This window comes from Maritimibacter sp. UBA3975, assembly GCF_002384975.1.
Taxonomy (GTDB): Bacteria; Pseudomonadota; Alphaproteobacteria; order Rhodobacterales; family Rhodobacteraceae; genus Maritimibacter.
Window position 1 is genome coordinate 261,265 of the sequence record NZ_DGCP01000011.1, and the last position, 24,648, is coordinate 285,912.

The 24,648-nt window shown below is 65.5% G+C and carries 23 protein-coding genes and 1 pseudogene; 14 read left to right on the forward strand and 10 right to left on the reverse strand.

What is annotated here, in order from left to right; translation table 11 throughout:
• The 6 genes from B2585_RS12025 to B2585_RS12050 form a co-directional block, all read right to left on the reverse strand.
• Positions 1-2,976 (reverse strand): 2-oxoglutarate dehydrogenase E1 component, encoded by a 2,976-nt coding sequence (locus B2585_RS12025; protein WP_292023367.1) that lies wholly within the window; start codon positions 2,974-2,976, stop codon positions 1-3.
• A 54-nt stretch (positions 2,977-3,030) separates the two neighbouring features.
• On the reverse strand, positions 3,031-3,669 hold the full coding sequence (locus tag B2585_RS12030) for a hypothetical protein (RefSeq protein WP_292023369.1): 639 nt from the start codon (positions 3,667-3,669) through the stop codon (positions 3,031-3,033).
• An 80-nt stretch (positions 3,670-3,749) separates the two neighbouring features.
• Positions 3,750-4,634: a succinate--CoA ligase subunit alpha gene (sucD, locus tag B2585_RS12035; RefSeq protein WP_292023371.1), complete on the reverse strand. Its 885-nt coding sequence runs from the start codon at positions 4,632-4,634 to the stop codon at positions 3,750-3,752.
• Positions 4,635-4,636: 2 nt separating this feature from the next.
• Positions 4,637-5,386 carry a sulfotransferase family 2 domain-containing protein gene (locus B2585_RS12040; protein WP_292023373.1) on the reverse strand — a complete coding sequence of 250 codons (750 nt, stop codon included), beginning with the start codon at positions 5,384-5,386 and terminating at the stop codon, positions 4,637-4,639.
• Positions 5,387-5,398: 12 nt separating this feature from the next.
• A complete protein-coding gene (gene sucC / locus B2585_RS12045) occupies positions 5,399-6,592 on the reverse strand; it encodes an ADP-forming succinate--CoA ligase subunit beta (RefSeq protein WP_292023375.1) in 1,194 nt (397 codons plus the stop codon).
• A gap of 179 nt (positions 6,593-6,771) precedes the next feature.
• On the reverse strand, positions 6,772-7,323 hold the full coding sequence (locus B2585_RS12050; protein ID WP_292023377.1) for a TetR/AcrR family transcriptional regulator: 552 nt from the start codon (positions 7,321-7,323) through the stop codon (positions 6,772-6,774).
• Positions 7,324-7,452: 129 nt separating this feature from the next.
• Here B2585_RS12050 and B2585_RS12055 point away from each other — a divergent pair, with 129 nt between their 5' ends.
• Positions 7,453-8,496: a glycosyltransferase family 2 protein gene (locus B2585_RS12055; RefSeq protein WP_292023379.1), complete on the forward strand. Its 1,044-nt coding sequence runs from the start codon at positions 7,453-7,455 to the stop codon at positions 8,494-8,496.
• Positions 8,489-9,535, forward strand: coding sequence for a glycosyltransferase family 2 protein (locus B2585_RS12060; RefSeq protein WP_292023381.1), 1,047 nt, complete (start codon positions 8,489-8,491; stop codon positions 9,533-9,535). Before B2585_RS12055 ends, B2585_RS12060 begins: the two co-directional genes overlap by 8 nt.
• A gap of 90 nt (positions 9,536-9,625) precedes the next feature.
• On the opposite strand, the gene mdh is transcribed toward B2585_RS12060, so the two are convergent.
• Positions 9,626-10,588, reverse strand: coding sequence for a malate dehydrogenase (gene mdh, locus B2585_RS12065; RefSeq protein WP_292023382.1), 963 nt, complete (start codon positions 10,586-10,588; stop codon positions 9,626-9,628).
• A 152-nt stretch (positions 10,589-10,740) separates the two neighbouring features.
• On the opposite strand from mdh, the gene B2585_RS12070 reads away from it, so the two are divergent.
• Complete coding sequence (locus B2585_RS12070) at positions 10,741-11,493, forward strand: sulfite exporter TauE/SafE family protein (RefSeq protein WP_292023384.1); 753 nt, start codon at positions 10,741-10,743, stop codon at positions 11,491-11,493.
• A gap of 3 nt (positions 11,494-11,496) precedes the next feature.
• Here B2585_RS12070 and B2585_RS12075 read toward each other — a convergent pair whose 3' ends face one another.
• A complete protein-coding gene (locus B2585_RS12075) occupies positions 11,497-11,808 on the reverse strand; it encodes a hypothetical protein (protein WP_292023386.1) in 312 nt (103 codons plus the stop codon).
• 278 nt (positions 11,809-12,086) lie between these two features.
• On the opposite strand from B2585_RS12075, the gene B2585_RS12080 reads away from it, so the two are divergent.
• The 11 genes and pseudogenes from B2585_RS12080 to creD all read left to right on the forward strand — a co-directional run bounded on the left by B2585_RS12080 (position 12,087) and on the right by creD (position 21,421).
• Positions 12,087-12,941, forward strand: coding sequence for an HpcH/HpaI aldolase/citrate lyase family protein (locus B2585_RS12080; protein WP_292023388.1), 855 nt, complete (start codon positions 12,087-12,089; stop codon positions 12,939-12,941).
• Between the two features lie 3 nt (positions 12,942-12,944).
• A complete protein-coding gene (locus B2585_RS12085) occupies positions 12,945-13,493 on the forward strand; it encodes an NnrU family protein (RefSeq protein WP_292023390.1) in 549 nt (182 codons plus the stop codon).
• Between the two features lie 10 nt (positions 13,494-13,503).
• Entirely contained in the window at positions 13,504-13,707 is a 204-nt protein-coding gene (locus tag B2585_RS12090; RefSeq protein ID WP_292023392.1) for a DUF1737 domain-containing protein, read from the forward strand.
• A gap of 1 nt (position 13,708) precedes the next feature.
• A complete protein-coding gene (locus B2585_RS12095) occupies positions 13,709-14,743 on the forward strand; it encodes a MaoC family dehydratase (protein ID WP_292023393.1) in 1,035 nt (344 codons plus the stop codon).
• A gap of 7 nt (positions 14,744-14,750) precedes the next feature.
• Positions 14,751-16,025 (forward strand): annotated as a pseudogene (locus B2585_RS12100) (DUF4344 domain-containing metallopeptidase); the annotation flags it as partial.
• 93 nt (positions 16,026-16,118) lie between these two features.
• Positions 16,119-16,283 (forward strand): DUF4344 domain-containing metallopeptidase, encoded by a 165-nt coding sequence (locus B2585_RS12105; RefSeq protein ID WP_292024035.1) that lies wholly within the window; start codon positions 16,119-16,121, stop codon positions 16,281-16,283.
• 169 nt (positions 16,284-16,452) lie between these two features.
• Positions 16,453-16,836, forward strand: a complete 384-nt coding sequence (sdhC, locus tag B2585_RS12110; RefSeq protein WP_292023395.1) for a succinate dehydrogenase, cytochrome b556 subunit — start codon at positions 16,453-16,455, stop codon at positions 16,834-16,836.
• A gap of 10 nt (positions 16,837-16,846) precedes the next feature.
• The gene (sdhD, locus tag B2585_RS12115; RefSeq protein ID WP_292023397.1) at positions 16,847-17,224 is read left to right on the forward strand and encodes a succinate dehydrogenase, hydrophobic membrane anchor protein; all 378 of its coding nucleotides are present in this window, start codon (positions 16,847-16,849) and stop codon (positions 17,222-17,224) included.
• 10 nt (positions 17,225-17,234) lie between these two features.
• Positions 17,235-19,040: a succinate dehydrogenase flavoprotein subunit gene (sdhA, locus tag B2585_RS12120; protein WP_292023398.1), complete on the forward strand. Its 1,806-nt coding sequence runs from the start codon at positions 17,235-17,237 to the stop codon at positions 19,038-19,040.
• A gap of 10 nt (positions 19,041-19,050) precedes the next feature.
• Positions 19,051-19,830: a succinate dehydrogenase iron-sulfur subunit gene (locus B2585_RS12125; protein ID WP_292023400.1), complete on the forward strand. Its 780-nt coding sequence runs from the start codon at positions 19,051-19,053 to the stop codon at positions 19,828-19,830.
• 178 nt (positions 19,831-20,008) lie between these two features.
• Positions 20,009-21,421: a cell envelope integrity protein CreD gene (gene creD, locus B2585_RS12130; protein ID WP_292023402.1), complete on the forward strand. Its 1,413-nt coding sequence runs from the start codon at positions 20,009-20,011 to the stop codon at positions 21,419-21,421.
• On the opposite strand, the gene B2585_RS12135 is transcribed toward creD, so the two are convergent.
• Both B2585_RS12135 and B2585_RS12140 read right to left on the reverse strand, forming a co-directional pair.
• Complete coding sequence (locus B2585_RS12135) at positions 21,405-23,924, reverse strand: ABC transporter permease (protein WP_292023405.1); 2,520 nt, start codon at positions 23,922-23,924, stop codon at positions 21,405-21,407. The genes creD and B2585_RS12135 overlap by 17 nt on opposite strands.
• On the reverse strand, positions 23,921-24,589 hold the full coding sequence (locus B2585_RS12140) for an ABC transporter ATP-binding protein (RefSeq protein ID WP_292023408.1): 669 nt from the start codon (positions 24,587-24,589) through the stop codon (positions 23,921-23,923). The genes B2585_RS12135 and B2585_RS12140 overlap by 4 nt, the downstream gene beginning before the upstream one ends.
• Between the last annotated feature and the right edge of the window lie 59 nt (positions 24,590-24,648).

Below are 24,648 nucleotides of genomic sequence, written 5' to 3' on the forward strand. Positions count from 1 at the left end.
TTATCCTTCGATGGTCAGCGCGTCGAGAACGAGCGCGGCTTGCTGTGCTTTGTGCTGGCTGGCCAGGCCCGTCGCGGGCGAGGCAGCGGCGGCGCGACCGGCATAGACGGGGCGCACCTTGTCCGAACGGATGCGCGAGAGCACCCATTCGATGTTGGGTTCCATGAACGTCCAGGCACCCTGGTTTTTGGGTTCTTCCTGGCACCACACGACATCGGCGTTCGGGAAGCGCTCCATCTCTTTGACCAGCGAGAGCGCCGGGAAGGGATAGAACTGCTCCACCCGCATGATGTAGACGTCGTCGATCCCCTCGGCGTCGCGCTTTTCGAGCAGGTCGTAGTAGACCTTGCCGGAGCACATCACGACGCGGCGGATCTTGTCGTCGGTCTTGAGTTCGATCGTCGATTTGCCGGTGTTCTTCTGCGCGTCCGCATCGTCCCACAGCACGCGGTGGAAGGACGAGCCCGTGGTGAAATCGGCTGCGTCCGACACAGCGAGCTTGTGGCGCAGGAGCGACTTCGGCGTCATCAGGATGAGCGGCTTGCGGTAGGAGCGGTGAAGCTGCCGGCGCAGGATGTGGAAGTAGTTGGCCGGCGTCGTGCAGTTGGCCACGATCCAGTTGTCCCCGCCGCACATCTGCAGGAACCGCTCAAGCCGGGCCGAGGAGTGCTCTGGCCCCTGCCCTTCATAGCCATGCGGCAGGAGGCAAACGAGGCCGGACATGCGCAGCCACTTGGATTCGCCCGACGAGATGAACTGGTCGAACATGATCTGCGCGCCGTTGGCGAAGTCGCCGAACTGCGCCTCCCACAACGTGAGCGCGTTGGGTTCGGCCATCGAGTAGCCGTATTCGAAGCCCAGCACCGCGTATTCCGAGAGCATCGAGTCGATGACCTCGTAGCGCGCCTGCCCCTTCTTGATGTTGTTGAGCGGGTAATACCGTTCCTCGGTGTCCTGACTGACGAGGCCCGAGTGGCGCTGCGAGAAGGTGCCGCGCGTGGAGTCCTGCCCGGACAGCCGCACCGGGTAGCCCTCGGTCAGGAGCGAGCCGAAAGCCAGCGCCTCGGCGGTCGCCCAGTCGAACCCCTTGCCGGAGTTGAACATTTCGGCCTTGGCTTCGAGCAGCCGCCCAACCGTCTTGTGCAGCGTGAAATCCTCGGGCGCGGTCGAGAGCGCGCGCCCCACCTCCTGAAAGGTCTCTTCGGGGATGGCGGTTTCGCCGCGCTGGTAATCCTCGCCCTGCTTGTCGAGGTGGGACCAGCGGCCGTCGAGCCAGTCGGCCTTGTTCGGCTTGTAGTCCTTGCCGACCTCGAATTCCTCGTTCAGATGCGACTGGAACGCGGCCTTCATATCCTCGATCTCGCCCTCGGGGATCAGCCCGTCCTTGACCAGACGATCCGTGTAGAGCTGGAGCGTCGTCTTGTGGGTCTTGATCTCTTTGTACATGAGGGGGTTGGTGAACATGGGTTCATCCCCCTCGTTGTGGCCGAAGCGGCGGTAGCAGAAGATGTCGAGCACCACGTCGCGGTGGAACTTCTGCCGGAACTCGGTCGCGACCTTGGCAGCGTGGACCACGGCCTCGGGATCATCCCCGTTGACGTGGAAGATCGGCGCTTCGACCATCAGCGCGATATCCGTGGGATAGGGCGACGTCCGCGAGAAGTGCGGCGCGGTGGTAAAGCCGATCTGGTTGTTCACGACGATATGGATGGTGCCGCCCGTGCGGTGGCCACGGATGCCCGAAAGCTGGAGGCACTCGGCCACGACACCCTGACCGGCAAAGGCCGCGTCGCCGTGGAGCAGGACCGGGATGACCTTGTGGTGATCCGGGTCGCCCATCTGGTCGCCCTTGGCCCGGGCCTTGCCCAGCACGACCGGGTTCACCGCTTCGAGGTGCGAGGGGTTGGCGGTCAGCGACAGGTGAACGGTGTTGCCGTCGAACTCCCGGTCGTTCGACGCGCCCAAGTGGTATTTCACGTCGCCGGACCCGTCGACATCCTCGGGCTTGTAGCTGCCGCCCTGAAATTCGTTGAAGATCGCGCGGTAGGGTTTGCTCATCACGTTGGCCAGCACCGAGAGGCGGCCGCGGTGGGGCATACCGATCACGACCTCTTTCGCGCCGAGGTTGCCGCCCCGCTTGATGATCTGCTCCATCGCCGGGATCACCGCTTCGCCGCCATCGAGGCCGAAACGCTTGGTGCCCATGTATTTGACGTGCAGGAATTTCTCGAAGCCCTCGGCCTCGACCAGCTTGTTCAGGATCGCGCGGCGCCCTTCGCGGGTGAAGCGGATTTCCTTGCCGTAGCCTTCGATCCGTTCCTTGAGCCAGCCGGCCTCTTCGGGGTTCGAGATGTGCATGTATTGCAGCGCGAAGGTGCCGCAATACGTCGCCTGCACGATGTCGATGATCTGGCGCATGGTGGCGACTTCGAGCCCGAGCACGTTGTCGAGGAAGATCGGCCGATCCATGTCCTTGTCCTGGAACCCGTAGGATTTCGGGTCCAGCTCGGCATGGCCCGAAGTGTCGCGCATCCCCAGCGGGTCGATGTCGGCGGCGAGGTGGCCGCGAATCCGGTAGGCCCGGATGATCATCAGGGCGCGCACCGAGTCGAGCACGGCGCGTTTGATCGCGTCCTCGGTGATCTCGATCTCACGGTTCTTGGCCGTGTCCGCGATTTTCTTGGCGAGGTCCTTGGGCGCCTTTTCCACCTCGGCCGGCCATTGGCCGTCAAGCGCGTGTGTCAGGTCATCATTGGGTTGCGGCGGCCAGTCGGCGCGGGTCCAGGACGGCCCCTGCGCCTCGGCCTTCACCGAAAGCTCGTCGTCGCCTAGTTCGCGGAAGAACGCCTGCCACGCCTCGTCGACCGCGTTCGGGTCGTTGGCGTAGAGCGCGTAGAGGTGTTCGAGATACTCGGCATTGTGCCCCTGCATGAAGCTGGAGGCGTGGAACTGGTCGTTGGAGCTTTGGTCGGTCATGGGATCACCGTTGGATCTCTGGGGTTATCGGCACAGGGTGTGGGTCATGTGACCTCACCTTGTATCCGTCAGGATGTTCGAGAAGTTAAGCACCGCCGCTTCCCGTTTGTTGTCGTCGGTCATCAAGATCGCGAGACTGCGCCGGCTTTCGCGCGACTGGCCTTGCCATTCCAGCACGTCGCGCGCCTGCCAGAAAAAGCCGGCCTCGTCGGACTGGCGCGGAAAGACCACGAAGCGGTCGACGAGGTCGTCGGTCAGCGTCTGGTCGGGTCCGCGCAGGAGCAGGTAGCAGCCGTGGACCTTCACCCGCTCGGACTGGTTCGACATGCGGGCGAGCGCGAGGAAGCCGTTTTCCTCATGCACATAGATGCGGCCCTGAGCGCGGGTCGGGTCGGTTTCAGCAAGCCAGGCGTCCGAGCGCGCGCGCAGGTCGGCGGTGAGCTGGCCCCGCTCCACCTCGCGCATCTGGCCGCGGGCGTGGAAGGCGCGGGCCTCCAGATCGGCGAGGAAACCGGAGATGAAGTCGGTTTCGGTGGCGTCGGCGATACGCCAGCCCGACATCGCCGCCTCGGCCTGGGCCAGCGTCTGGGTCGGGTCGGTGCAGCGCTCGGTCATCCAGTCGATGAAGCGGCTGGCCGAATCCTCGGCCAGCACGGGGGTCGCGAGCGTGAGGGTTGCCGTGAGGGCGAGCACCGGGCGGCACGCGGCACGCCAGAGGCGGCGGGCCGTGATTGGCCCCCCGCCCCGCGTCCGCCTATGCCGCCCGGCCAAGGTCACTTGCCGATGGCTTTCAGCACGGCTTCGCCAAGGCCCGCCGGGCTTTCGGCCACGACGATCCCGGCGGCCTTCATCGCCTCGATCTTGTCGTCGGCACCGCCCTTGCCGCCGGCGACGATGGCGCCTGCGTGGCCCATGCGGCGGCCCGGAGGGGCCGTGCGGCCGGCAATGAAGCCAGCGACGGGTTTCTTGCGGCCCTTCTTGGCCTCGTCGGCGAGGAACTGCGCGGCTTCTTCTTCGGCCGAGCCACCGATTTCGCCGATCATGATGATCGACTCGGTCTCGTCATCGGCGAGGAACCATTCCAGCACGTCGATATGCTCGGTGCCCTTGATCGGGTCGCCGCCGATGCCGACGCAGGAGGACTGGCCCAGCCCCACGTCGGTGGTCTGCTTCACGGCCTCGTAGGTGAGCGTGCCGGAACGGGAGACGACGCCGACGGTGCCGCGCTTGTGGATGTGGCCCGGCATGATGCCGATCTTGCAGGCATCGGGCGTGATGACACCCGGGCAGTTTGGGCCGATGAGGACCGACTTGGACCCTTCCAGCGCGCGCTTGACCTTCATCATGTCCATGACCGGGATGCCCTCGGTGATGCAGACGATCAGCTCCATCTCGGCGTCGATGGCTTCGAGGATCGAGTCGGCGGCGAAGGGCGGCGGGACATAGATGACGGAGGCGTTCGCCTCGGTCTCGTGCTTGGCCTCGTGGACCGAGTTGAACACGGGCAGGTCGAGATGCGTCTGGCCGCCTTTGCCGGGGGTCACGCCGCCGACCATCTTGGTGCCGTAGGCGATCGCCTTTTCCGAGTGGAAAGTCCCCTGCGAGCCGGTGAAGCCCTGGCAGATGACCTTGGTGTTTTCATCAACGAGTACGGCCATTGTTATATGGTTCCTGTCTGTTGCGTGTTGAGTTGGTCGCGGCGGGGCGGCGTGAACCACTGGGACAGCAGTTCGTATTCCGGCTCCAGCCACGTCATGAGTTTGTCGAAGGCCGCATCGCTGAGGTCGGCGATGCCTGCCCGGTATTCAGGCGGAGAGACGTTGGTGCGTGGCACGGCGAAGGTATCCAGTCCGGTGCGGTCCCGGATGTCAGCTTCCAGCGCGGGCATATCCTGAACCCGGTAGAGCCGGTTGTAGACCGACAGATCGGGGCCGAGGAAATCCGCGACCGAGCGCGTATGATGGCGCACCGCCGCAGAAGACCGGCTGTAGGCTTCGATGTTCAGAACGAAGTCGTTCAGGTCCGGACGCGGGTTCAGCAGGCTTGGCGCTTGACCGCCGAGCCCGAACCGTTGCCCCAACCGCCGCCAGCGGCCGGCGAAGAGACGATCCAGCTTGCGCTGGTTCTCGACCTCGAGCCGCCCGCGCTGCATCACCCGGTTGGACCAGGTGGACAGCACCCGCTCCGCCGGATCGCGCAGCACCGCGAAGGTGAACGGGTCTTTCAGACCCTCCAGCGCGGCGGGGGTGAACGGACGTGTCGGATAGGCACGTTGAATACCCACTTTCCGCCCGTTCCTCATCTCGCCCGCAAAGTCCTTGCCATGCTCAAGCCTGTACATGGCCCGTTTCAACGACGTGCAGGCGGCCTTGGGAACAGGCACATATGCGACGTTGTATCTGCGGACCACGACGACCAAGGCTCAGCCTTTCACCGCTTTCACGATCTTCTGCGCGCCGTCCTTGAGGTCGTCGGCGGCGATCACGTCGAGGCCGGAGTTGTTGATGATCTCCTTGCCCTTCTCGACGTTGGTGCCTTCGAGACGGACAACCAGCGGCACCTTGAGGCCCACTTCCTTGACCGCGGCAACCACGCCCTCGGCGATCACGTCGCAGCGCATGATGCCGCCGAAGATGTTGACGAGGATGCCTTTGACGTTGTCGTCGGAGGTGATGATCTTGAACGCCTCGGTCACCTTCTCCTTGGTCGCGCCGCCGCCCACGTCGAGGAAGTTGGCAGGCTCGGCCCCGTAGAGCTTGATGATGTCCATCGTCGCCATGGCAAGGCCCGCGCCGTTGACCATGCAGCCGATCTCACCGTCGAGCGCGATGTAGTTGAGGTCGTACTTGGAGGCTTCCAGTTCCTTGGAATCCTCTTCCGTCTCGTCGCGCAAGTTGGCGATGTCGGGCTGGCGGTAGAGCGCGTTGCCGTCGAAGCCGAACTTGGCGTCGAGCACCTTGAGGTCGCCGCCGTCGGTGACGATCAGCGGGTTGATCTCGAGCATCTCCATGTCGCGCTCGGTGAACACCTTGTAGAGCGTGCCCATCAGAGAGACGCACTGTTTGACCTGCGGGCCGGCGAGGCCGAGGGCAAACGCGATGCGGCGGCCGTGGAACGGCTGGTAGCCGGTGGCCGGGTCGACGGAGAAGGACAGGATCTTTTCGGGGGTCGAAGAGGCGACCTCCTCGATGTCCATGCCGCCCTCGGTCGAGCAGACGAAGGAGATGCGGCTCGTCACGCGGTCCACGAGGAGCGCGAGGTAAAGCTCGGTTTCGATGCCCGAGCCGGCCTCGATGTAGATCCGGTTGACCTGCTTGCCCGCCGGGCCGGTCTGGTGCGTGACCAGCGTGCGGCCAAGCATCTTCTTGGCTTCTTCGGCGGCTTCCTCGACCGATTTGGTCAGGCGCACGCCGCCCTTTTCGCCGGCGCTCTCTTCCTTGAAGTGGCCCTTGCCGCGGCCGCCGGCGTGAATCTGCGCCTTCACGACCCAGAGCGGGCCGTCCAGTTCGCTCGCCTTCGTCTTGGCCTCCTCGGCCTTCAGCACCACGCGGCCGTCGGAGACCGGTGCGCCATAGTCGCGAAGGAGCGCCTTCGCCTGATATTCATGGATGTTCATGAACTCGTCCCATCTGGTTTGCGTTCGCGACCTACATGCACCCCGTAACACCGCCGATAAACGACTTTTTCGGTGTTACCGCAAAAATGGCGTAGATTCGCGAACTCTGTGATCACACCCCGTAAAGTCGTGATCACAAATCAAACATGCGGCACCCCGACGCAGGGTGGATTCGCATATCAGCCCTGGTTGTGGAGCCCGCGCAGCATCAGGTCATAGGCGGCGCGCCGCCCTTCGGGACCGATATTCGGGGTGGTCGCGGCGGCGGCGAGCATGACCGCGAAGATCACGATATCCGCTTCCCGCAGGTCAGAACGCACCACTTTCGCCTCCAGCGCGCGCACGAGATGCGGACGCAGAAGCGCGTGGAAACGGTCGATCGCCTGAAGCAGCACCGGGTCTTCCCGGCTTTGCGCCCGCAGGAAATCGGCGATGGGGGCGTAATGGATCATCTCATCGTAAAGCTGTCCGGTGATGTCGAAAATCGACCGGTCGGTGACGGCGAGCGTCGCGCTCGCCTCCTCCAGCTTGACGAGGAAAAGCTCGAGCATCTCGTTGATGAGGGCGCGGCGATCCGGGAAGTGGCGAAAGAAGGTCGCGCGCCCGACGCCGGCGCGTTGCGCGATGGAGTCCAGCGGTGCGCCGACCCCGCGTTCGACGAATATCTCATCCGCAGCGGAGAGGATCCGCAGGCGGTTTTCGGCAAAATCGGCGCGTCTTTTAACTGCCATGTCCATCTTTCGTCTTTTCTCTTTTCTGACGGGTCAGGGCGCAAAACGAAAGGGTAATCTGGACAGGGACTCCGCAATAACCCAAGGTTGGGCCGTTCCGCCCCTCGAAACGGACCGTATGTGACACCCATGGTATCGACTGCACAGGCAAATCCGCCGCGCTGGGGCGTGGTGGCGACCGTGCGCGAACCCTCGGTGCTGATCGTCGGGTTTGCCTGCCATCACCTGAGTATAGGGGCCGAGACCGTCCACCTGTTTTTCGACGTCCCGACCGATCCGGCGGCGAAGCTGGCCGCGCGCATTCCCGGTGTGCAGGTCACGCTCTGCGATGCGGCCTATTGGGAGGCGGCGGGGTTTTCCCCCCCTCCCGCGCTTCAGACCAAGCGGCAGACGGTGAACGCGAACCGGGTGATGGCGCAAAGCGACCTTGACTGGCTGCTCCATACGGATGCGGATGAGCTGCTGTGGCTGCCCGGGGCGTTGGGCGACGAGGTGGCCGGGGTGCCGGAGGGGTCCTGGCTGCATATCCCGAACGTGGAGCGGTGCTGGACCGGCCCGCCGGGGGGCGACATTTATGGCGGGGTCTTTCGCGGCCCGCTGCACGACCATTCGGGGCTGTCCGAACTGGTCTATGGCAAGCGCGCGGCGGCGCTGTCGGGCGGCATGGGCGGCTATTCCGCGGGCAAGGCGATGGCGCGTCCCGGCGAGGGGTTCCTCGCCATCCACAAGGTGCGCGATGCCGAAGGCGGCGCGGCACGGCCCGCGGTCGAGGCCCCCGGCGCCCGTATCCTGCATTTCGACGGGATCACGCCCGCGCACTGGGCACTCAAGAACCTGCGTTACGCGACACAGGGCACGGCGATGAACCAGCTTCTGAACAAGCAGCGCATGGCCTCGATCGGGGCGATCCTTCAGGCGCAGAACCCGGAACGAGCGGGATCGCGGGTCTACGAGGCGCTTTACCGGCTGTCCGAGGGCGAGGCGGACGCGCTGACCGAGGTGGGGGCGCTTGCCACCTATCCCGTCGACGTGGCGGGCGCTGTCGCGGCGGTCGCGCCGGAGCTTGCGCCGGATTTCTCGATGGCGGCGTTCGACCGTCTCCACGCGGCGGAACTTGCCGCCCACTCCCGGTCCATCGTGCGACAGAAACGGCGGGCGCGCCGCAATGGGTGAGCGGCGCTGGGCCGTGGTGGCCACGGTGCGCGAGCCGCTCGACCTCGTGCTTGCCTTTGCCTGTCACCACCTGTCGCTCGGGGCCGAGGTCACGCTGTTCTTTGATGACCCCGACGATCCCGCCGCCGGGGTGCTGGAGGGCATTCCCGGCGTGCGGGTCATCCGCTGCGATGCGGCGCATTGGCGCGCGATGGGCTGGGACAAACGCCCTGCGATCCAGACGCCCCGGCAAAACACCAACTTTCGCTGGGCGGTGGCCGAAGGGCTGGCCGACTGGCTGATCCACCTCGACGCCGACGAGTTTCTCTGGGCGCCAGAGGGTGTTTGGGCCGAGATCGACGCGATGGGACCGGGCGAGGACTGGCTCGCCGTTGCGCCGTGGGAGCGTGTGCTGGGTCCGGGCGACGAGGGGCTGTTCGCCGGTGCGTTCCGGGGGCCGGTGCCGGGCGATCTGCGCGGGGTCTATGGCGACGAGGCGCCGTTCCTCGGCCCGCGCGGACTCGCCGGATATGCCTCGGCCAAGCCGATGGTGCCCGCCCGCACGCCGCATCATGTCGTGACGCATCGGGTCACGGGGTCGGACGGTCCGCGCCCGAAGCGACGGGCCGAGACCGCGCGCATCCTGCATTTCGAGGGGCTGACCCCGGTTCACTGGGCGCTCAAGCAGCTCAGGTACGCCGCGCAGAGCGAGACGCGCGTGCTGATGCGGGCCGAGCGCTACGCAGCGCTGCGGGAGATCATCGCGGCACCGGATGTGAGGGCGGCGGCATTGGAGCGGTTCGCGCGGACCTGTCGGCTGGACGCCGGTGTCCTGGCGACATTGGAGGCGCGCGGTGCGTTGCATCGCCCCACGGTCGACATCACGGGCGCGGTCGCGCGGTTCGCGCCGGAGCGGGACATCGACGAGACGGGTGCGCGGATCGACGCGGCGCTGGCGGGGGCGCTGGATTCTGTCGCGACGGAGGTGCAATCGCGGCGGCGCGACTTGCTGGCCGTGAAAGGGCCTGCGGCGCGGCGCTCTACTCCTTTGGAATCCTGATTTGGTTCGGGCGCCTTGCGCAGGTGGCCCCGCAAAGCAAAAGGGCCGGGAATGCCCCGGCCCTTTCGTCGCATTAACCGATCGGAACGATCAGCCGAGGTTCGAGTCGATGCCCTTGCAGGCTTCGACAAGGCCCTTCACGGCCTCGACCGAGCTGTCGAACATCGCCTGCTCGTCCTTGGTCATCTTGATGTCCACGATCCGCTCGATGCCCTTGTCGCCGATGATTGTGGGCACGCCCACATACATCCCATTCAGGCCCAGCGCGCCGTCGACCCATGCTGCGCAGGGCAGGAGGCGCTTCTGATCCTTGAGATAGGCTTCGGCCATCTCGATGGCCGAGGCGGCGGGCGCGTAGAACGCCGAGCCGGTCTTGAGCAGGCCGACGATCTCGGCGCCGCCGTCGCGGGTGCGCTGCACGATCGCGTCGAGCTTGTCCTGCGTGGTCCAGCCCATCTCCACCAGATCGGGGAGCGGGATGCCGGCGACGGTGGAATAGCGGGTCAGCGGCACCATCGTGTCGCCGTGGCCGCCGAGGACGAAGGCGGTGACGTCCTTCATCGACACGTCGAATTCGACCGACAGGAAGTGACGGAAGCGTGCGCTGTCCAGAACGCCGGCCATGCCGACGACTTTCTCGGCCGGAAGGCCCGAGTATTGCTGGAGCGCCCAGACCATCGCATCGAGCGGGTTGGTGATGCAGATCACGAACGCGTCCGGCGCGTTGTCGCGGATGCCTTCGCCCACGGCCTTCATCACCTTGAGGTTGATGCCGAGCAGGTCGTCACGCGACATGCCGGGCTTGCGCGGCACACCGGCGGTCACGATGCAGACGTCGGCGCCCGCGATGTCGGCATAGTCGTTCGTGCCCTTGAGCGCGGCGTCGAAGCCCTCGACCGGGCCGCTTTCCGCGATATCGAGGGCCTTGCCCTGCGGGGTGCCTTCGGCGATGTCGAACATAACGACGTCTCCGAGTTCCTTCAGCGCGGCGAGGTGAGCGAGCGTGCCGCCGATCTGGCCTGCACCGATAAGCGCGATCTTGGGTCGAGCCATGTGTTTGATCTCCGATCAGGTTATCTGTCCTTGCGCTGCCTAGCCCCGTTCACCTGAACGCGCAAGACCGCTGCAACGCGGCGCACCGGGTTGCGGGCGCGGCTGATAACGCTAAAGGTGAGAGGTGTCAGGCACTTCCGGAGCGGCCCCCCGTGGAAATCGACTTCCTGTTCTTCGTCGTCGCCATTCCGGCAGTCATCTTCGCCGGGATATCCAAGGGCGGCTTCGGGTCCGGTGCGGCCTTTGCCGCCACGCCGCTTCTGGCGCTGATTCTGGAGCCGGGACAGGCGGTCGGTCTGATGCTGCCCCTGCTCATGCTGATGGATGTGACGGCCCTGAAACCCTATTGGCGCAAATGGGATGGCCGGATCGCCCGGCTTCTGATCCTGTCGGCCATCCCCGGCGTGGCGGTCGGGGCGCTGGTGTACAAGGTCGCGAACCCGGATGTGTTCCGTCTGTTGATCGGGGCGGTCGCGCTTGGCTTCGTGGCGTTTCAGCTCGGGCGCAAGTCCGGGGTGATCGGTGTCGCGCCCCGCCCGCTGGGGCCGGTCGCCGGCGCCGTGGCCGGGGCCGTTGGCGGGTTCACGTCCTTCATCAGCCACGCGGGCGGGCCGCCTTTCGCCGTCTATCTGCTCAGCCAGAAGATCGACAAGACGACCTATCAGGCGACGACCGTGCTGTCGTTCTGGGCGATCAACCTCATGAAGTTCATCCCCTACCTCTTCCTCGGCATCTTCACCTGGCAATCCGCACTGGTCGACCTGATGCTGGTGCCCGCGGCGATCGTCGGGGTCTGGCTGGGGGTCAAGGCGCACAACGTCATGCCTGAGCGGCTGTATTTCGCAGTGACCTATGTCCTGCTCACCTTGACGGGCGCCAAGCTTGTCTGGGATGCGCTGACGTGACGCTCAGGCGGGCTGGCCCGCCGGCGTGACCTCTTCGTCCAGACGTTCCCAGGCCTGTCCCGCACCGATGATGCAGCTGCGCCCGTCGGGTGTCGTCATCACGAGGGTCCAGGTGCCGGTTTCGGGGGAGGCGAACATCTCGACCACCCGGTTGCCGGTCGCCAGCCCGATGGATTGGCGGGCTTCGCCGAACCGGTCCGACAGGTGTTCGACGACCCGGTCGCGCGCGGCACAGGTATTGGATTGGGCGGCAGCGGCCTGCGGCAGGGCCAAAAGCGCGGCGGCGGTGAGGCTGGTAAGAAGGGTCCGGTGCATCTGGGCGTCCTTTCGGTCTGGGCCCGCCGGACCGATCCTGTCGGTGACACGCCCGTTTGCTGTCGCCGGACCCGCCCCTCGGGAACGGTTGCGGGCAAGCGATGCCCGTGCTGTCCGGCCTGTACACAAACCTTGGGCCGCGAGCGCCGAATTAATGGTTAACTCAAAGGGCGTTGCGCCCGGCGCGCCGGAGAATTCTGCGATGCGGCAAAAACGTTCTTGCCAATTCGTGCGCCCCATGTTGGTTTCGCGCAACAAAATTGCTTTGAGGTAGAATCATGACCCAGTCGATGCGCCCCGTCCGCTCTGTCCTCTATATTCCCGGCTCGAAAGAGCGGGCGCTGGAGAAGGCGCGCGGGCTTGCGGCCGACGCGATCATCTTCGACCTCGAAGATGCCGTCACCCCCGATGCCAAGGCCGAGGCCCGCACCACCCTGCGCGCCGAGCTCGACAAGGGCGGCTACGGCCAGCGGATGAAGATCGTGCGGATCAACGGGTTCGAGACGGTCTGGGGCCGGCAGGACGTGGAAGCGATGCAGGGTGCCGACATCGACGCGCTGCTTCTGCCCAAGGTGAATTCGGCCTACGACCTCGCCACGTTGGCCGAGATGATCCCCGACGTGCCGCTCTGGGCGATGATGGAAACGCCCGAGGGCATCCTGAACGCGCGTGAGATTGCCGCGCATCCCCGCCTTGCGGGCATCGTCATGGGCACAAACGATCTGGTCAAGGAACTGGGCTGCCGCGTCACGCCCGACCGGATGACCGTGATGACCAGCCTTCAGATCAGCCTGATCGCCGCACGCGCGGCGGGCGCCTTGATCGTCGATGGCGTCTATAACGCGTTCAAGGATGACGACGGGCTGCGCGCCGAATGTGAACAGGGCCGCGACCTGGGGTTCGACGGCAAGACGCTGATCCACCCGGCCCAGATCGACATAGCGAACGAGCTGTTCGCACCGTCCGAGGCCGACATCGAACTTGCCCGCCGCCAGATCGCGGCCTTCGAGGAAACCGAGGCCTCGGGTCAGGGCGTGGCGGTCGTTGATGGAAAGATCGTGGAGAATCTGCATATCGTGACCGCGAAGGCCCTGCTGGCGAAAGCAGAGGCCATAGCCAGTCTCGAAGGATAAGCCATGCTCGTGTTGATTATCGGTGTTCTGCTGTGGGTCGCCGCCCATTCGTTCAAACGCTATGCCCCCGCCGCTCGGGCGAAAATGGGCGACAAGGCCAAGGGTCCGGTCGCGCTCGTCTCGATCCTCGCCATCGTCGTGATGGTCATCGGCTACCGCATGGCTCCGGCCGAGCCGTTCTGGTGGGGCCGCCATCCGGCCACCGTCGGCATCAACAACCTGCTGATGGTCTTTTCCGTCTATCTCTTCGCTGCCTCGGGCATGAAGACCTGGATCACCTCCAAGATCCGCCACCCGCAACTGACCGCGGTCAAGGCCTGGGCCATCGCGCACCTGCTGGTGAATGGGGATGGGCCGTCGTTCATCCTGTTCGGCGGCCTGCTCGCCTGGGCAGTCTACGAGGTCATCGCGATCAATCGTCAGGACAAGCCCGCCAAGAACACCGGCCCGTTCCCGGTCGGCAAGGAAATCGGCGCGGCCGTGGGCACGGTCGTCGTCTTCGGCGTGATCGCCGCGATCCACTATTGGCTCGGCTACCCGGTCTTCGGCTGAGGAGGACGACATGCAGCTTTACCGCTTTCTCTCCGCCGACGACACGTCCGCCTTCTGTCACAAGGTGACGGCGGCGCTGAACAAGGGCTGGGCGCTGCACGGCAGCCCCACCTATGCCTTCGACGCAGCCAATGGCGTGATGCGCTGCGGGCAGGCCGTCACCAAGGACGTGCCGGGCGACTACCACCCAGACCTGAAGCTGGGAGAGCAGTAGCGTGGCAAAGACCAATCCGGGCCGGTTTTTCGAGGATTATCGCATCGGCGAGGTCATCACCCACGCCGTGCCGCGCACGGTTTCTGGGGGTGAGCGCGCGCTCTATCACGCACTCTACCCGGCGCGCCATGCGCTCTATTCCTCGGACGAATTCGCGCGGGACTGCGGGTTGGAGGTGTCGCCCATCGACGACCTTGCGGCCTTTCACGTCGTGTTCGGCAAGACCGTCCCGGATGTGTCGCTGAACGCCGTCGCGAACCTCGGCTATGCCGAGGGGCGCTGGCTGAAACCGGTCTGGCCGGGCGATACGCTTCGGTCCGAGTCCAAGGTCATCGGGCTAAAGCAGAATTCGAACGGCAAGTCGGGCGTCGTTTACGTCCAGACGACGGGCTACAACCAGCATGACGAGGCGGTGCTCGACTACATCCGCTGGGTCATGGTGCGGAAGAAGAACCTCGACGCCGATGCGCCCGACACGCTGATCCCCGAGTTGAAGCCGGTGGTTCCCGCCGAGGATCTGGTGATCCCCGAGGGTCTCGACTTCTCGCGCTACGAGTTCAAGCTGGCGGGCGAACGGCACAGGATGGGCGATTACGAGATCGGCGAGAAGATCGACCATGTGGACGGCGTCACCGTCGAGGAAGCCGAGCACATGATCGCCACCCGCCTGTGGCAGAACACCGCCAAGGTTCATTTCGACGCGACGAACCGCGAGGATGGCAAGCGGCTCATCTATGGCGGCCACATCATCTCGATGGCCCGCACCCTGTCGTTCAACGGTCTCGCCAATGCCCAGATGATCGTCGGGCTGAACGCGGGCGCGCATGCCAACCCGTGCTTCACCGGCGACACCGTGCGCGCGTGGTCCGAGGTGCTGGACAAGGCCGAGACCCCGGCACCGGGCGTTGGCGCGGTGCGTCTCAGGCTCGTGGCGACCAAGGGCGACCATCAAGACTTCGCACTCAAGGGCGAGGACGGAAAATACCTGCCGCATGTGCTGCTCGATCTTGACTACTGGGCGCTGATGCCGACCTGATGCGCCCATGCGCATCGCGGCTGCCATCGCCCTCGCCCTGACCCTTTCCCCGGCCCATGCCGAGGGGAACAAGGACACGTACACCTTTCAACGCACCGTGGGCGAGCCGCTTCAGGCCGCGCCTGCCCGGCGCGATCCGGTGCAGCTTTATGTCGAAGCGAACGTCACCGAGACGCTGTATCACGAACTCGCCCACGCGCTGATCGACGTGCTCGACCTGCCCGTCTACGGGCCCGAGGAGTTTGCCGCCGACACCTTCGCCATTGTCCTGATGAACCGCTTGCACGACGACGCGACGGTCCAGCGCATGGCGGGCGACGTGGCGCGCAACTACTGGCTCTTTGCCGAGGGTGCGGGTCGGCACCGCGACGACCTCGCGCTCTGGGACGTCCACGCCCCCGACCTGCAACGCTATTACAACTTCGCCTGCCTTATGTACGGCGCCGATACCGAGGAACGGGCCGAACTTGTCGACCTCTTCGACCTGCCCGAACCGCGCGCCCGCACCTGCGACGACGAATACGAACTGGCCGCCCGGTCGTGGAACGCGGTGATCGACGGGCTGTCCACCGACGCCCCCGGCAACACGATCCGTCTCGACTGGGTGCTCGACGAGGACGACCACCTGACCACCTTCGTGCGCAGCGAAGTCGCCCGGCTCAACACCGAGATGGTCCTGCCGCGCACGGTGAATGTCAGCGTCATTCCCTGCGGCGAGTCCAATGCGTTCTACGATCCGGACATGCTCGAAATTCAGATCTGCACGGAACTTGGGGAAGAACTGGCCAGAACGGCCCGTTAGAGGGACACCGACATGATGAAAGCCTATGCCACGGCAGCCCTGCTGGGACTGCCATCTCTTGCGCTCGCACAGGACACCGAAGCCTTTGTCGAGTCCAACATCCTCGCGACGCTCTACCACGAACTTGGCCATGCCCTGATCGACATTCAGGAGGTGCCGATCTTCGGACAGGAAGAGGACGCGGCAGACGTCCTCTCGATCCTGCTGGTCGATGCGTTCTGGGACGAAGAGGACGCGGTCGGCATCGCCTATGACGCGGCCTTCGGATTCCTGACCGAGGCCGACATGGCCCGCGATCAGGGCGAGGAGCCGGCGTTCTGGGACGTGCACGGCCCGGACGAGCAGCGCTATTACAACCTCGTCTGTATCTTCTACGGCGCCAACCCGGACGAACGCGAAGACGTGGCCGAGGAACTGGGCCTGCCCGAAGAACGCGCCGCATGGTGCGAGGATGAATTCGAACAGGCCAACGGATCGTGGGGCGTCATTCTCGACGAGATGGCCGAGGCCGGGCCGGGCGACACTTTCGTTATCGGCGACGTCGAACGCGATGACGGCATCGCCGCGCTGCTCATGGACGAGATCGACGCGTTGAACGGCGAATTCAGCCTGTCAGGCGATCTGCTGATCTCCTACGCAGCCTGTAGCGAGGCCAACGCCTTTTACGATCCGGAGTATCGCGAGATCACCATCTGCACCGAATATGTGGATTTCCTTGCGGAAATGGCAGACTGGTAATTTGTGATCACACACACTTTGACCGTGATCACAAATGTCACAAAATATTCACGTTAGCGCCCGACAGCAGAGATTTCCGGGAATCCACACGTGACTCTCGGTCAATTTTGTCTATGGATGGGGCCGAATTGCAAACAGCTCGTCGCCAACTGCATCGAAAGGTCGCTTCATGGCTGATGTGAACCCGGGCAACCGCCCGCTTTCCCCCCACCTTCAGGTCTATCGCTGGCCGCTCAACATGGCCCTGTCGATCCTTCACCGGATCACCGGCACCGCGATGGGCGTTACCGGCGTCCTGATCGTCTGGTACTTCCTCGCCCTCGCCACCGGGCCGGATTACTTTGAGACGGCCAGCGCGGTCCTGACCTCATGGTTCGGGGACATCGTGCTGTTCCTGTCGGTCTGCGCGCTCTGGCTGCACTTTGCCAACGGGGTGCGTCACCTGATCTGGGATACCGGCTCCCACTTCGGGCTCAAGACCTCGAAACGCTCGGCCTATATCGGCATCGGCTTTGCCGTCGTCATGGTCATCGTCACGATCATCGTCGGATAAGGGGGACATCATGGGTTATCTGACCGACCGCGCCCGCGTCGAAGGCCTTGGCTCTGCCAAACTCGGCACCGGCCACTTCTGGGAACAGCGCATCAGCGCCATCGCGCTCCTGTTCCTCGTGCCGCTCTTCGTCTTTCCCTTCGCCTCGAACCTTGGCGGCGGCTACGACGAGGTAAAGGCCGCTTACGCGCATCCGGTGAACGCCGTGATCGCGATCGCCTTTTTCCTGACCGGCTTCCTGCACCTGTTCCAGGGCCTGCAGGTGGTCATCGAAGATTACGTGCACAGCCGCATGGGGATGGTGCTCATCATCGCCATGCGCCTTTTGTGCACGCTGTTCGCGCTCGTCGGCGTCTATGCCGTCATCCGCATCTCGCTGGGCGCCTGAGGGACACGACATGGCTGAATACGAATACGAAACACACGAATATGACGTCGTCGTCGTCGGCGCCGGTGGCGCCGGTCTGCGCGCGACGCTGGGCATGGCCGAGCAGGGCCTGAAAACCGCCTGCGTGACCAAGGTCTTTCCGACCCGCTCGCACACGGTTGCCGCACAGGGCGGCATCGCCGCCTCGCTGTCGAACATGGGGCCGGACAACTGGCAGTGGCACATGTACGACACCGTCAAGGGCTCCGACTGGCTCGGCGACACGGATGCGATGGAATACCTCGCCCGCGAAGCGCCCGCCGCCGTTTACGAGCTTGAGCACTACGGCGTGCCGTTCTCGCGCACCGACGAGGGCAAGATCTACCAGCGCCCCTTCGGCGGCCACACCACCGAGTTTGGCGAAGGCCCGGCCGTGCAGCGCACCTGCGCCGCCGCCGACCGGACCGGCCACGCGATCCTGCACACGCTCTACGGCCAGTCGCTCAAGAACAACGCCGAGTTCTATATCGAATACTTCGCCATCGACCTGATCATGTCGGACGACGGCCAGTGTCAGGGTGTTGTCTGCTGGAAGCTCGACGACGGCACGATGCACGTCTTTTCCGCCAAGATGGTCGTTCTGGCCACCGGCGGCTATGGCCGTGCCTATTTCTCGGCCACCTCGGCCCACACCTGCACCGGCGACGGTGGCGGGATGGTGGCCCGCGCCGGTCTGCCGCTTCAGGACATGGAATTCGTGCAGTTCCACCCGACCGGCATCTATGGTTCCGGCTGCCTGATCACCGAGGGCGCGCGCGGCGAAGGTGGCTATCTCACCAACTCCGAAGGCGAACGGTTTATGGAGCGTTACGCGCCCCAATACAAAGACCTCGCCCCGCGCGACTACGTCTCGCGCTCGATGACGATGGAAATCCGCGAAGGGCGCGGTGTGGGGGCCGAGGGCGACCACATCCACCTGAACCTCAGCCACCTGCCCGCCGAGGCGCTGGCCGAGCGGCTTCCGGGGATCTCGGAGTCCGCCAAGATTTTCGCGGGCGTGGACGTCACGAAAGAGCCGATCCCGGTTCTGCCGACGGTCCACTACAACATGGGCGGCATCCCGACGAACTACTTCGGCGAAGTGCTCAACCCGACCTCGCGTTCGCCCAACCGCATCGTGCCCGGCCTGATGGCCGTGGGCGAGGCAGGCTGCGCATCGGTCCACGGCGCCAACCGCCTTGGCTCCAACTCGCTGATCGACCTCGTGGTCTTTGGCCGCGCCGCGGCGATCCGCGCGGGCGAAGTTGTGGACGCGAAATCGCCGGTGCCGACCCCGAACCAGAAATCCATCGACGCGGCCTTTGACCGGTTCGACGGCCTGCGCCACGCCGATGGTGCGACCCCGACCGCCGAGCTGCGCCTTGAGATGCAAAAGACGATGCAGGCCGACGCCGCCGTGTTCCGCACCGACAAGACGCTGAAGGAAGGCGTCGCCAAGATGGCCGAGATTTCGGGCAAGCTGGACGACATCAAGGTGACGGACCGTTCGCTCGTGTGGAACTCGGACCTGATGGAGACGCTGGAGCTGACCAACCTCATGCCCAACGCGCTCGCCACCATCAACGGTGCCGAGGCGCGCAAGGAAAGCCGTGGCGCCCACGCGATGGAAGACCACACCGAGCGCGACGACAAGACCTGGCGCAAGCACACCATCGCCAAGGTGAAAGGCAGCAAGGTCACGCTGTCCTATCGCCCCGTGATCCTCGATCCTCTCACGAAAGAGGATCAGGGCGGCATCGAACTCAAGAAAATCGCGCCCAAGGCGCGGACGTTCTAAGGAGAGAGACATGGTTGAATTCGCACTCCCCAAGAACTCCCGCATCCGCACCGGCAAGACCTGGCCGAAGCCGGAGGGCGCCAAGAACGTCCGCAAGTTCCTGATCTATCGCTGGTCGCCGGAAGATGGCGAGAACCCGCGCGTCGACACGTATTTCGTCGACATGGACACCTGCGGCCCGATGGTTCTGGACGCGCTCATCAAGATCAAGAACGAGATCGACCCGACGCTGACCTTCCGCCGGTCCTGCCGCGAGGGCATCTGTGGCTCCTGCGCGATGAACATCGACGGGGGCAATGAGCTTGCCTGTATCTTCGGGCTGGATGAGATCAAGGGCGACGTGAAGATCTATCCGCTGCCGCACATGCAGGTGGTCAAGGACCTGATCCCGGACCTCACGCAGTTCTATGCCCAGCACGCGTCGATCATGCCGTGGCTTGAGACCAAGACGAACCCGCCGCACAAGGAGTGGCGTCAGTCGATCGAGGACCGCAAGCAGCTCGACGGTCTGTATGAATGTGTCATGTGCGCCTGCTGCTCGGCCTCCTGCCCGAGCTACTGGTGGAACTCCGACCGCTACCTCGGCCCGGCGGCGCTCCTGCACGCCTACCGCTGGATCATCGACTCGCGCGACGAAGCGACGGGCGAGCGGCTGGACGATCTGGAAGATCCGTTCAAGCTCTATCGCTGCCACACGATCATGAACTGTGCGCAGACCTGCCCCAAGGGTCTGAACCCGGCGAAAGCCATCGCCGAGGTCAAGAAGTTGATGGTGCAGCGCACGGTCTGAGACTTTCGGTGCACCGATGTGACGAGGCCCCGCCGGACCCCCGGCGGGGCTTTTTCGTGGACGCTCTTCAAGCGCCGGGCGCTTTCATCGTGAAGAGCGGGCGGCAGTCCGGGATGAGCGGCGTTGCGCGGTGCGTGTTTCCGGCCCATGATCGCGCGAGTTGACAGGGAGGGTCGTCATGCGCCGTTCGCTCGGGTACCGGTTCATCATCGTGGGCGTTCTGACGCTGCTCATGGTCATCCCCTTGATCCTCGCCTCCGAGGTCATCAATTCGCGCAAGGACTACTCCCGCGACGCGATGCGCGAGGTGGGGCGCGAATGGGGCGGACCACAGATCATTTCCGGCCCCACGCTCGTCGTTCCGGTGCAGGAAACCGTCGACCGTGTGGTGCAGGAGCAGGTGACCGATCCGGCCACCGGCGAGGTGCGGACCGATGCGCAGGGCAACCCGGTGATGCGCAGCGTGACCCGACGCGAAACGGTCTGGCGCAACCCTATCTATGTGAATCCGGGCCGCTACGACGTGACCATCGACACCGAGACCGAGATGCGCCACCGGGGCATCTTCAACGTGCCGGTCTACCGCGCCGGGGTCGAGATGGCCTTCGACTTTCCGACCGACCAGATCGCCGAGCAGGCGCCGGGGAACGAGGTCGTCCGGTGGGACGCGTCCTATCTCACGCTCAACATTTCATCCAATGCGGCGCTGCGGGGCGAGGCGGTGCTGACCGTCGACGGGGAAGAGGTGGATATCGAGCCGCTTGCCTCGGCCGGGCGGCTCGCCGGCGTCACCGCCGATGTCGGCGACCCGCGCGAACTGGGTGACTACCGTTTCACGCTCGGCCTGAACGGGGCGCAGACGCTGAAGATCGCGCCGGTGGGGCGGCAGACAGCGGTGACGATCAACTCCGACTGGCCGCATCCCAGCTTCACCGGGGGCTTCCTGCCCGACGGCTCGACCATCACCGATGACGGGTTCGAGGCGCGCTGGACCATCCCGCACCTCGCGCGCACGCTGCCGCAGGTGTCGCGGTCGGACTACACCGAGACGATGCGCGACGACATGGCCTTTGGCGTGGAGTATTACGAGCCCAACGATTTCTATCAGAAAGCCTTTCGCGCGGCGAAATACGGCATCCTGTTCATCGCGCTCACCTTCCTGACCGTGCTGCTTATCGACCGGCATACGACGCGCCCGGCGCACCCGGTGCAATACATCCTGATCGGGTTGAGCCAGTCGATCTTCGTCCTCCTGATGGTGGCCTATGCCGAGCAGATCGGCTTCGGCCTCGCCTATGCGCTGTCGGCGGCCGCGACGATCCTGCTGATCTCCATGTTCGGCTGGTTCGGGCTGAAGCTCGGCGCGCGGACCATGGTGCTCTTCGTGATGCTCGTGGTGCTTTACGCCGTGCTCTACCTGATCCTGCAATCCACCGACTATGCGCTGATCGCCGGGTCCACGCTGGCCTTCATCGCGCTGGCGGCGACCATGTGGATGACGCGGGACGAGGATTGGTACGGGCCGGAGGAGGAGCGGCGCAAGGCCAAGCGCGACAAGGCCCCCCCGCCCGCGCCTACTCCCGCGCCCTGAGCACGCGCGCGGGGCGGGCCGACAACGGACGCCACGCGAAGGCGAGGCCCGCCAGCAGGGTGACGAGAACACCGCCCACGACGATCAGCAGGGCCGAGACCGGCTCGAACACGAAAGCCGTGTCCATGACGAAGGTGGACACGGCCCAGCCGGCCACGCCGCCCGCGAAGACCGCAACGATGCCAGCGGCCAGCCCGAGGATGGCGGAGCGCAGCGCGAATTCCGCAAGGATGCGGCGACGCGGCGCGCCCAGCGTTTTCAGAACCGCCGCCTCGTAGGTGCGCGCCCTCTCACCCGCCGCTGCCGCGCCGATCAGCACGACAGCGCCGGTGGCAAGCGTGACGAGCGCGCCGTAGGTGATCGCGGCGGCGATGGTGCCCAGAAGCTCGGTCGCCCGGCCGATGGCGTCGCGCACCGAGATCATGGTGATATTCGGGTAGCTCCGGGTGATGTCACGCATGAGCGCCGCCTCGGCCTCTTCCTCGGCATAGATCGTGGCGAGAAAGCTGTGCGGCGCGCCCGACAGCGCAGAAGGGTTCATCGTGATTGTGAAGTTCATCGCGGCGGTCGAGAAATCGACGTCGCGGAAGTTGGCCAGCGTCCCGGTGATCTCACGCCCGAGAATGTTGATGGTCATCGTGTCGCCGATCTCGAGCCCGATTTCCGCGGCCTCTTCGGCAACGAAGCTGATCAGGGGCTCGCCCGCGTAATCCTCGGCCCACCATTCGCCCGCCGTGATCCTGGTCCGCTCGGGTATGGGCGCGGAATAAGTGACGCCCCGGTCGCCTTCCACGATCCAGTGATCGCCCGCGACCTCCTTGGCCGGGCGGCCGTTGATTTGCGTGATCATGCCGCGCAGCATGGGGGCGCTGTCCATCCGTTCGATCGCCGGGTCGCTGTCGACCCGCGCGCGCACCGCGTCGATCTGGTCGGGCTGGATGTCGACCACGAAAAAGCTGGGCGCGATGTCGGGAAGCTCGCGCTGGATCGCGCCGCGCAGGTTGGTGTCCACCTGCCCCACCGCCGCCAGGACCGACAGGCCGAGGCCCAGCGACAGGACGACCGAAGCGGCCTCGTTCCCCGGTCCGCCGACAGATGAGAGCGCCATGCGCAGCATCGGGCGACCGCGCAGGGCCTTGGTGCGGGCCAGACGGCGCGACAGGCCGCGCACGAGCCGCCCCGCGCCGACCAGCAACATGAAGGCCGCGAAGATGCCGAAGGCGGACCAGAGCGCGATACGCTCCATCCCGGAGAACCATGTCGCCGCGCCAATCAGCAGGGCCAGCAGCACGGCGGTCGCGACGATGTAAAGCGGGCGGGGCCAGCCTTCGGGCGTACCGCCGTCGCGAAACAGCGCGGCGGCGCGCACGTTCTCGGTCTTGGCGAGCGGCCAGAGGGTGAAGAGCGCGGCGGCGAGGACGCCGTAAAGCGCGGCCTCCCCCAGCGGGCCCGGGCGCAGCGAAATGTCGGCCGGGATCGGCAGGGCCGCCGAGATGATCGGGCCGAAGACCACAGGGATGAGGCCGCCGAGGACAAGGCCCAGGACGATCCCGATACTCGCGAGGATGGCGATCTGGATCGCGTAGACGCCGAAGATCGTTGAGCGGCCCGCGCCCAGGGTCTTGAGCGTCGCGATTACCTCGGTCTTTTCGTCGAGGTAGCTGCGCACCGCCGCCGAGATGCCCACACCCCCGACCGCGAGCCCGGCGAGGCCCACGAGGACGAGGAACGACCCCAGCCGTTCGATGAATTCGCTCACGCCCGGAGCGCCGTTGCGGGCGTCCGACCAGCGCGGCGCGGACCCCTCCATCGCCGCCATCGTGCGCGTCTCCAGTGCGGCGAGGTCGGTGCCCGGCGGCAGGCGCAGGCGGTACTCGGAATTGAACAGCGTGCCTTCCGCGATGAGACCGGAGTTCTCGAGCGCAGCGATCCGGACGAGCGTGGGCGGGCCGAAATCGAACCCGCCGGAGCCGTCGTCAGGCGCGGAGTCCAGCGCGGCGGAAAGGCGGAATTCCTGTGCGCCGAGCATGAAGGTGTCGCCCGGTTCCAGTTGCAGACGTTCGATCAGCAGGGGTGCCATGACCGCCCCCGGCAGGCCGTCACGATCCCCCAGCGCCGCCTCCAGCGACATCGGGGGGTCGAGGACCGGCGCACCGTACAGCGGCCACGTCTCGTCCACCGCTTTCACTTGCGTGAGCGCGCTGTCCTCGACCGCAGGCAGGCGCGCCATCGAGCGGAAGTCGATGACCTCGCCCACCTCCTCGGCCACGCTGGCGAGGTAATCGAGGTCTTCGGGCGCGGCGCGGCGGTAGGTCAGTTCGACGGCGGCATCACCGCCGAGCAGAACCGCGCCCTGTTCCTCGATCCCCGCCTGAATGGCAGAGCGGACCGAGCCGACGGCGGCGATGGCCGCGACGCCAAGGGCGAGACAGGCGAGGAAGACGCGAAAGCCAGACAGGCCCCCGCGCAGCTCCCGCCGGGCGATCCGCCAGGCCACGCTCATGCGATCATCCCGTCGGCGAGGCTCACCACCCGGTCACAGCGTTCGGCCAGCTCCGGCGCATGGGTGACGAGCACCAGCGTCGCCCCATGCCGGTCACGCAGACCGAAAAGCAGGTCCATGATCGCCTGCCCGGTCGTGGTGTCGAGGTTGCCGGTGGGTTCGTCCGCAAGCAGGATCTCGGGCCGGGTCACGGCGGCGCGGGCCAATGCCACGCGCTGCTGCTCACCCCCCGACATCTGGGCCGGGTAATGACCCGTGCGATGTGCCAGCCCGACCGCCTCAAGCTCCGCCTCCGCCCGCTCGAACGCGTCGCGCACACCGGCAAGCTCAAGCGGGGTCGCGACATTTTCAATGGCCGTCATCGTCGGAATGAGGTGGAATGACTGGAAGACGACACCCATATGATCCCGACGAAACCGGGCGAGCGCGTCTTCGTCCATCGGCCCGAGGTCGCGCCCCAGTGCGGCGACCCGACCGCCGGTCGCGCGCTCAAGCCCGCCCATGAGCATGAGGAGCGACGATTTGCCCGATCCGCTAGGCCCCGTAAGCCCGATGGTTTCCCCGCGCGTCACCGACAGCGTGATGCCGCGCAGGATATCCACCGTTCCGGCATTGCCCATGAGAGACAGCCTCGCATCGTCGAGGTCGAGAACGGTATCGGTCATGAAAAGGGCCTTTTCCAAAGTGTCTTCATTCGCATATGGGCTGCGGCGTCGTATATCCA

What these genes read in the sequence shown, in the direction of transcription:
- creD (WP_292023402.1), top strand. Translation starts at nt 20,009, where the DNA reads ATGCGCCGTTCGCTCGGGTACCGGTTCATCATCGTGGGCGTTCTGACG.
- B2585_RS12085 (WP_292023390.1), top strand. Translation starts at nt 12,945, where the DNA reads ATGCTCGTGTTGATTATCGGTGTTCTGCTGTGGGTCGCCGCCCATTCG.
- sucC (WP_292023375.1), bottom strand. Translation starts at nt 6,592, where the DNA reads ATGAACATCCATGAATATCAGGCGAAGGCGCTCCTTCGCGACTATGGC.
- B2585_RS12105 (WP_292024035.1), top strand. Translation starts at nt 16,119, where the DNA reads ATGGACGAGATCGACGCGTTGAACGGCGAATTCAGCCTGTCAGGCGAT.
- B2585_RS12125 (WP_292023400.1), top strand. Translation starts at nt 19,051, where the DNA reads ATGGTTGAATTCGCACTCCCCAAGAACTCCCGCATCCGCACCGGCAAG.
- B2585_RS12135 (WP_292023405.1), bottom strand. Translation starts at nt 23,924, where the DNA reads ATGAGCGTGGCCTGGCGGATCGCCCGGCGGGAGCTGCGCGGGGGCCTG.
- B2585_RS12075 (WP_292023386.1), bottom strand. Translation starts at nt 11,808, where the DNA reads ATGCACCGGACCCTTCTTACCAGCCTCACCGCCGCCGCGCTTTTGGCC.
- B2585_RS12140 (WP_292023408.1), bottom strand. Translation starts at nt 24,589, where the DNA reads ATGACCGATACCGTTCTCGACCTCGACGATGCGAGGCTGTCTCTCATG.
- sucD (WP_292023371.1), bottom strand. Translation starts at nt 4,634, where the DNA reads ATGGCCGTACTCGTTGATGAAAACACCAAGGTCATCTGCCAGGGCTTC.
- B2585_RS12025 (WP_292023367.1), bottom strand. Translation starts at nt 2,976, where the DNA reads ATGACCGACCAAAGCTCCAACGACCAGTTCCACGCCTCCAGCTTCATG.
- sdhA (WP_292023398.1), top strand. Translation starts at nt 17,235, where the DNA reads ATGGCTGAATACGAATACGAAACACACGAATATGACGTCGTCGTCGTC.
- sdhD (WP_292023397.1), top strand. Translation starts at nt 16,847, where the DNA reads ATGGGTTATCTGACCGACCGCGCCCGCGTCGAAGGCCTTGGCTCTGCC.
- B2585_RS12080 (WP_292023388.1), top strand. Translation starts at nt 12,087, where the DNA reads ATGACCCAGTCGATGCGCCCCGTCCGCTCTGTCCTCTATATTCCCGGC.
- mdh (WP_292023382.1), bottom strand. Translation starts at nt 10,588, where the DNA reads ATGGCTCGACCCAAGATCGCGCTTATCGGTGCAGGCCAGATCGGCGGC.
- B2585_RS12090 (WP_292023392.1), top strand. Translation starts at nt 13,504, where the DNA reads ATGCAGCTTTACCGCTTTCTCTCCGCCGACGACACGTCCGCCTTCTGT.
- B2585_RS12060 (WP_292023381.1), top strand. Translation starts at nt 8,489, where the DNA reads ATGGGTGAGCGGCGCTGGGCCGTGGTGGCCACGGTGCGCGAGCCGCTC.
- sdhC (WP_292023395.1), top strand. Translation starts at nt 16,453, where the DNA reads ATGGCTGATGTGAACCCGGGCAACCGCCCGCTTTCCCCCCACCTTCAG.
- B2585_RS12050 (WP_292023377.1), bottom strand. Translation starts at nt 7,323, where the DNA reads ATGGCAGTTAAAAGACGCGCCGATTTTGCCGAAAACCGCCTGCGGATC.
- B2585_RS12055 (WP_292023379.1), top strand. Translation starts at nt 7,453, where the DNA reads ATGGTATCGACTGCACAGGCAAATCCGCCGCGCTGGGGCGTGGTGGCG.